Raw genomic sequence first — 6068 nt, forward strand, 5'->3', positions numbered from 1 at the left:
GAGAAATTAAGATGAAAAAATATATTATAATAGTATTAATGTCGGCTTTTATGATTTCGTGTAAGTCTAAAGCCGTCGCTGTTCAAAACAATAATACTACCGAAGTTGTTGCCAAAAAAGACAATAAAGCAATTGAAAAACATTACGAAAACAAACTAGATTTTTCGACCTTAAATATAAGAGCCAGCGCGAGATATGAAGACGAAAAACAAAGTCAAAATGTTACAGCGGATATAAAAATCGAAAAAGACAAACAGATTTTAATAAGTGTTAAATTTCTGGGAATTACAATGGCAAAAGCTTTGATAACCCCAACAACAGTAAGTTATTACGAAAAAATAAAAGGAACTTATTACGAAGGAGATTTTAGCAGTTTGAGCGAATGGCTAGGAACTGACCTGGATTATAATAAAGTTCAGAATTTATTAATTGGAGAAGCTTTTGATGATTTACGAAAAGGAGAGTATACGCAGACAATTGTAGAAAATCTTATTCGTTTAGAAGATCAAAAAAGCCAGAAAATTCAAAAAGCATTTTATTTAGATCCTGAAAAATACCTGGTACAAAAAGAACAGATTTCTCAGTCAGCTGAAAATATAAAGCTAGAAATCAATTATTCAGATACTAAAACTTTCAGTCAGGGAACTATTCCAACAACATTGGTAATTAATGCATTGCAGCCAAAAGGAACAACTAATATTAATTTGAATTATAACAATATATCATTTAACGAAGAACTTTCTTTTCCGTATAGTGTGCCAAGCGGTTATAAAAAAGTTTTAATTAAGTAAATTTGTAAAAAGAAAAATAGAAAGATGCCAAAATTTCTCCTAAGCCTAATTTTTGTTTGCGCCACGACTTTTGTCTGGGCACAAGATTCGCAGCAAGAAAAACTTGAACAGCGCAAAGCGCAGATTCTTCAGGAAATAAAAGACAACGAAAAAATGCTGCAGTCTGTAAGGAAAAAAGAAAAATCAGCAGTGAATGAATATTTAATTCAGGCAAATAAAATTAAGCTTAAAGAAAAGCTGATCAATACAACAGCAAAACAGGAAAGAATTTTAAGCAACGACATGTATATTAATCAGGTACAGGTTAATAAACTGAAAAAAGAACTGGCGGTTTTAAAAGAAGATTATGCAAAAATGATTTTGAAATCATATAAAAGCCGTTCTGAGCAAAGCCGTGCGATGTTTATTTTATCATCAGAAAGTTTTTTACAAGCCTACAAAAGAGCACAATATTTAAAACAATATACAAATTTCAGAAAAAACCAAGGTTTAGAAATTCAGTCTAAAACCGCACAGTTAGTTGATTTTAATGCAAAATTAGACGGTCAGAGAAAGGTTAAGAAAAAAATTATTGTTGAAAACGAAAAAGAAAAACAAAGTTTAGAAGTAGAGAAAAAAGAACAGCAAAAGCTTGTTAACGCAATTAAAAAAGATAAAAACAGAATCGCCTCTGATATTAAAGCAAAACAAAGCGAATCAAAAAGAATTGACAGACAAATTGATCGTTTGATTCGTGAAGCAATTGCCGAAGCAAACAGAAAAGCGGCACTTGAAAAAGCGAAAGAAAATCCTGGGTCTAATGCAACTGTAAAACCAGTTTCATCTTCTAAAATCGCAATGACACCGGAAGATAAAGTTCTGGCAGCTGATTTTAAAGCCAATAAAGGAAGACTGCCTTGGCCGGTAGAAAAAGGATTTATTTCGTTAGGTTATGGAGATCAGCAGCACCCACTTTATCCAGATATTAAAGTTCATAATTCAGGAGTTGAGATTACGACTGAAGATGGCGCAAATGCAAGATCTGTATTTGCCGGTGAAGTTTTCAGTGTAATGGTTTTATCTCCTGTAAATACAGTAGTTATGATACAGCACGGAGATTACTTTAGCGTTTATCAAAACCTGAGCAAAGTATTTGTAAGTAAAGGAGAAAAAGTTTCGATCAAACAAAATATTGGAAAAGTAAGAACCAGCGGAGATAGCGGAAAAACGGTTATCAAATTCCTGATTCTTCAAAATACAACCAATACCGATCCTGAAAATTGGTTACAAAACAGATAAAAAAAGGGAGCTATTTAGCTCCCTTTTTATTTAATCATATTGTTCTAAAAAATATTTAATAACATCAGTTGTTGTTACAATTCCTTTCAGTTCTCCGTTATCTACAACCGGAAGAGCATGAAATTCTTCTTTTACAAATGTCGATGCCAAATCTTTAATAATAGTGTCAGAAGAAAGAGTTTTAGGCTTTGAGGTCATAACCTGAGGAATCGTAAGCATATCTAAAATAGCTTCATCAACACCTTCCTGTCCGTCGAACAAAGCACCAAAAGTAAGACGGTTTACATCTGTACGGCTAATAATACCCACAACTTCCTTACCGTTTACAACAGGAATATGTCGAATAGAATTCGATTTTAGTTTTTCTACTACTTTTCTTAAATCGTCATTTTGATTTACAGTCACCACAGTTTTAGTCATGATGTGACTAATTGGTTCTCTTTTTTTCATAATAGATCAGTTTTATATTTACATCAAATATGTAGAATAATTCTGATAAATAACCTGACCTTTATCAGCTTTTATAACAATTAAAAACGCTATATAGAGATACTTTTTTGTGAGTGATATATTGAAAAGTATAGCGAAATTTCAATAATAATTCTTTACTTAATTTGAAATTGCAATGAATGAATTTAAAAATAGTATTTTTGCACTATGGAAACAAATAGACAGAAAAAAATAGGCAGCGTCATCCAAAAAGATTTGGTAGATATTCTGCAAGGTGAAGTGCGAAAAAATGGAGTTAGCAATTTGGTAATTTCAGTATCCAAAGTTAGTGTAACCTCAGATTTATCTGTGGCAACGGTATATTTAAGCATTTTTCCTCAAGAAAAAGCAAAGGAAACTTTAGAAGGCATAAAATCAAATACGACTTTAATAAAACATGATTTGTCGCAGCGCGTTCGTCTTCAATTGCGTCGTGTGCCAAATTTGGTTTTCTTTATCGATGACTCATTAGATTATATCGAAAAAATTGACAATGCATTAGCAAACAGAGAAAACCCAATTGAAAACCGTGATCTTTTAGAAAAAAGAAGAAAATCATAAATTGAATTTCCCATTTTACATAGCCAAACGTTATCTTTTCAGCCTTAGTAAAAATAACGCGATCAATATCATCAATTTAATTGCCAGTATGGGAATTATTGTTGGTACAATGGCTTTGTTTGTGGTTTTATCTGTTTTTAGCGGATTAAAAGTTTTCAGTCTTTCATTTACAAATGAGATTGATCCAGATTTAAAAATGACAAGTACGTACGGAAAATCATTTTTAATTTCACCCCAGGAAGAAAAAGAACTGAAAGAAATTAACGGCGTTGCCTGTTACACAAAAATTATTGAAGAACGGGTTTTGTTTTTATTTAAAGACAAGCAGCGCGTTACTTATTTAAAAGGTGTTGACAGTATTTACCCGGTTGTAAACAATATTAAAGTAAAGCTTTTTAACGGACAATGGCTAAAACCAGATTCATATCAGGTTGTTATTGGTTACGGAATTGCACAGGATTTTTCGCTGGGAATTCTTGATTTTGAAAACCCGCTGCAGATATTTGCTCCAAAACCCGGAAAAGGAGCAATTGATAATCCCGAAGAAGCATTTAATAAAACAGATGTTTTGCCCGTTGGAATTTACTCAATCAGCGAAGATTTAGATTCAAAATATGTTTTTGCCGATTTAGGTTTAACACAGGAATTATTGATGTATAAGCCAAACCAAATTTCGGGAATCGAATTTAGGTTAAAACCAAACACAGATGAAAATGCGGTTAATGCGCAGATTAAAAAAATTTTTAATAATAAAGTCACTATAAAGAATAGAGAGCAATTGAATGAGTCTTTATATAAAATGCTCAACACCGAAAATATTGCTGTTTATTTAATTTTTACGCTTGTAATTATTGTGGCACTTTTCAATTTGATTGGAGCTTTAATTATGATGATTTTAGACAAGAGGGCAAATTTAAAAACCCTTGTTAATCTGGGAATAGAAATAAACAGCGTGAGAAAAATTTTCATTCTGCAAGGAACTTTACTAAGTGTTTTTGGAGGTTTGATAGGGCTTTATTACGGGATTATACTAGTTACATTGCAGCAAAAATATGAGCTGATAATGATCACGCCAACGCTGGCCTACCCAGTTGTTTTTACACTTGAAAATGTTGTAATCGTAATGACAACAATTGTTTCCCTTGGATTTGTGGCATCACTTATTGCCAGCAGCCGTGTAAGTAAAAAATTATTAGATTAATTTTTTCTTTCAAAATATTACTTATATTTACCGCCTTGAAAATTCACAGCATATGATAGTTTCTGCCTAATCCTATTTTATTTTTAAGAATAATTAGGATACTTACGTTTTTACTTTTTCAGTTCAGATAAAATATCTGGACCAATTTATCATTTATCCTAATATATCATGACAGAAACAACTATACAAAAAAGTTTTTTTTCTAAATTTTTTACCACTTTAAAACAAGCCTTAAAAGGCGACGAATCATTTGATTATACTGCCGGAAGTATAAAGAAAGCCGTAATTCTATTAGCCATTCCGATGGTTTTAGAAATGATGATGGAATCGGTTTTTGCTTTAGTCGATTTATATTTTGTCGGACATTTGGAGCATAGCAGTTTTGCTATTCAAACCGTTGGCTTAACCGAATCTGTTTTGACTATTATATATTCTCTTGCAATAGGAATGAGCATGGCCGCAACTGCAGTTGTAGCAAGACGTATTGGAGAAAAAGATCCAGTCGCTGCCGCAAAAGCCGGAATGCAAGCCATAATTGTAGCATTTGCCGTTAACGCTGTCTTAAGTGTTTTGGGAATTATTTATGCAAAAGATATTCTGCTTTTGATGGGTGCTTCAGTTGATGCTGCCGAGCACGGCTTCAGATTCACGCAAATTATGATTGGCTCAAGTTTATGCATTATGCTTTTATTCCTGATTAACGGAATTTTCCGTGGAGCAGGAAATGCCGCAATTGCAATGAAAAGTCTTTGGATTGCCAACATTTGTAATATTATTTTATGCCCAATATTAATTAACGGTCTTGGACCAATTCCTGCTTTTGGTTTAGTTGGAGCTGCCTTGGCAACAACTTTGGGAAGAAGCATTGGAGTTTTATATCAGGTTTATCATTTGTTCTCTGGAAACGGAATTTTAAAAATTAAAATAGCCTATTTCGCTCCAGACTTTAAGCAGATAAAAGCTTTGGTTAAGATTGCTGCACCAGGAATTTTACAATTTGTAATTGCATCATGCAGTTGGATTTTCTTAGCACAATTAGTCGCAACAACCGGAGGCGATCACGGTTCTGCAGGATATCAAACGGCACTTAGAATTATGATGTTTTTTATTCTTCCAGCTTGGGGATTGAGTAATGCTGCGGCAACTTTGGTTGGACAGAATTTAGGGGCAAAACAAATTGAACGTGCCGAAAAATCAGTTTATACAACAGCAAGATATAACGTAATTTTCATGGCCACAATTATGATTATTACTTTAGGCTTTGGCCAATATATTATTTCATTTTTCACCAATGATGAAGCTGTAAAAACAATTGCCGTCGAAGCATTGCAAATTATGAGCATCGGATTTATCTTTTACGGAATAGGAATGGTTTTGATCAATACTTTCAACGGAGCAGGAGATACCTGGACGCCAACCGGAATTAATTTCTTCGGCTTTTGGCTGTTCCAAATTCCGCTGGCTTTTGTATTAGCCAAACATTTCAATATGGGACCAACCGGAGTTTTCATCGCAATTCCCGTTGCCGAAACCGCTATAACTTTAGCCGGAATCTTTTTCTATAAAAGAGGAAAGTGGAAAAGAGTTCAAGTTTAATAAAATAAAAAATGCCTTCAAAATTGAAGGCATTTTTTGTATCAGCATTTTTGTCATTTCGACGAAGGAGAAATCTCCGCGAGAAGCTCTACAAAGATTGGACTTTCGTTGCAGAGTTACTTGTGGAGATTTCTCCTTCGTCGAAATGACAA

General features: G+C 33.3%; 6 protein-coding genes. 5 read left to right on the forward strand and 1 reads right to left on the reverse strand.

The genetic code is table 11. From position 1 onward, the window contains the following. Window positions 1–11: 11 nt before the first annotated feature. On the forward strand, window positions 12–791 hold the full coding sequence (locus APR43_RS17865; RefSeq protein ID WP_053472970.1) for a DUF4292 domain-containing protein: 780 nt from the start codon (window positions 12–14) through the stop codon (window positions 789–791). 24 nt (window positions 792–815) lie between these two features. Next, complete coding sequence (locus APR43_RS17870; RefSeq protein ID WP_053472969.1) at window positions 816–2069, forward strand: murein hydrolase activator EnvC family protein; 1254 nt, start codon at window positions 816–818, stop codon at window positions 2067–2069. Between the two features lie 30 nt (window positions 2070–2099). Here the strand turns inward: APR43_RS17870 and APR43_RS17875 are convergent, their stop codons facing one another. Then, the gene (locus tag APR43_RS17875) at window positions 2100–2519 is read right to left on the reverse strand and encodes a CBS domain-containing protein (protein WP_053472968.1); all 420 of its coding nucleotides are present in this window, start codon (window positions 2517–2519) and stop codon (window positions 2100–2102) included. A 207-nt stretch (window positions 2520–2726) separates the two neighbouring features. Between APR43_RS17875 and rbfA the strand changes: the two genes are divergently transcribed. From rbfA to APR43_RS17890, 3 genes are all read left to right on the forward strand, one after another. After that, window positions 2727–3119: a 30S ribosome-binding factor RbfA gene (gene rbfA, locus APR43_RS17880; RefSeq protein ID WP_053472967.1), complete on the forward strand. Its 393-nt coding sequence runs from the start codon at window positions 2727–2729 to the stop codon at window positions 3117–3119. Window position 3120: 1 nt separating this feature from the next. Then, window positions 3121–4320, forward strand: coding sequence for an ABC transporter permease (locus APR43_RS17885; RefSeq protein WP_053472966.1), 1200 nt, complete (start codon window positions 3121–3123; stop codon window positions 4318–4320). 168 nt (window positions 4321–4488) lie between these two features. Further along, window positions 4489–5916, forward strand: a complete 1428-nt coding sequence (locus APR43_RS17890; RefSeq protein ID WP_053472965.1) for an MATE family efflux transporter — start codon at window positions 4489–4491, stop codon at window positions 5914–5916. Window positions 5917–6068 lie beyond the last annotated feature (152 nt).

Source organism: Flavobacterium sp. NLM (genome assembly GCF_002210235.1).
In the GTDB taxonomy this organism is placed as follows: Bacteria; Bacteroidota; Bacteroidia; order Flavobacteriales; family Flavobacteriaceae; genus Flavobacterium; species Flavobacterium panici.